Annotated in this window: 2 pseudogenes; both read right to left on the reverse strand. The window is 42.8% G+C overall.

Annotated features, from left to right (window positions below):
• A pseudogene (locus PKO01S_RS28425) lies at positions 1 to 552 on the reverse strand (sugar ABC transporter substrate-binding protein); the annotation flags it as partial.
• Positions 553 to 1,361: 809 nt separating this feature from the next.
• Positions 1,362 to 1,491: pseudogene (locus PKO01S_RS29555) on the reverse strand (carbohydrate ABC transporter permease); the annotation flags it as partial.

Here is a 1,491-nt window from a genome sequence, read left to right on the forward strand (position 1 = left end):
CCAAGTCGATACAAATTCACCTTGGTATACGCCGTAGTTAGGCAGCCAGTAGATGTGGCCGTCGGCCGGATCTTTCATTTGCTCCCAAACTTTCGCGTAGTGCTGTTTCAGGTTAGGAGCGTTTTGCTCGATCAAATCTTCCAGCGGAATCATTGCTCCAGCAGTTACCAGCTTAGGACTAGCCGTGATCAGATCCGGATAGTCGCCGCCGGCGATCATAACGCCGAGCTTTTGCTCGATATCGCCAACGAGGTATTCTTCCTTCAGCGTTACGCCGAGCTCGTCTTTGATTTTTTTGTAGATCTTGTTGTCTTCGTTCGGGATTGGACCTTGGGTGCCGATAAAAACCGAAATTGTAAGCGGTTTTACAGGTTCTGCAGCTGGCTCTTTTTCCGTGTCTGTCGCCGTCGTCGTTTCCGTCGTCGTCGTGGCAGCGCTTTCATCTGCAGGTTTAGGATCTTCTTTCTTGTCCGAACAAGCAACCAGCAACGTACCGAGTGTCAGAACGGTGGCCATGCTAAGCATAGCCGATCTTTTTACGTTAACCCCCATGCCATGTCCCTCCTTAACTTTTGCGGAACCTGTTATGAAATGCTTCAATGTGTTCCGTCACCTCTTATTATCAACATTTTGAATGCGCTTACAATTCACAAATTATAGGTCGACCCCCCCTAAAATTATAAAATTGAGGTGCAAGGAATCAGAGAGTTCATAATTTCTGCTGAATTAACATTTACATTATTCTCACAATAATTGGATGTTGATACTACTCATTCCAATCGCTCGTTGTTATGCAGCTCGGCTTTCGCTTCGAGCAGCCTCTCCGTTGTCCCGTTGACCTTATTTAAATAAAGGCTATTTTTAATTCTAATGTTGATTTTTTACAATAAAAAAAACCGCCTTGAATGGCGGTTTTTTAAGCAATCGTTTCCCGTTTAGTTTATAGTAGTTTAATCATGTTTATGTTATTGTATTCCCTTTGCATCATTACTATAAGTCGCTCATCTGCAGACTCAAGAAGCACCCTGATTTTTTCAGTAATTTCTTTGAACCCTTCATTATTTAAATCCATTCCATAACCCAATATATGCAGATTCTTTCCCTTATCTAATGCGTCCAGTTCTACACCAGATATTAATAATAGCTCTTTTTTATCATAATTTCTTCGGGAGACAATGTTCCATCGAAAAATAAAGAGTGAATATGTAAGTCAGCAATTCTGACCGTTAGCTTAACAAGAATAAGCAGAAAGCCGAAGTTTAGGTGTTTTTCAGTTCTTTTAAATCCAAGGGTACAGTTTAACATAGCCTAAATAAAAAGGACCTCGTCAGAGACGAGGTCCTTTTTTGTGCATCCTATCACTAGCCTTTTACGCCGCCGAGCTGCAAGCCCGTTACGAAGTAACGTTGCATGAACGGATAGACCAAGATGATTGGCAGTGCGGCAACGATCGTAATCGCGGCGCGGATCGACAGTGGCGTAACCATACCA

The organism is Paenibacillus kobensis NBRC 15729, from assembly GCF_004000825.1.
Taxonomy (GTDB): domain Bacteria; phylum Bacillota; class Bacilli; order Paenibacillales; family Paenibacillaceae; genus Paenibacillus_T; species Paenibacillus_T kobensis.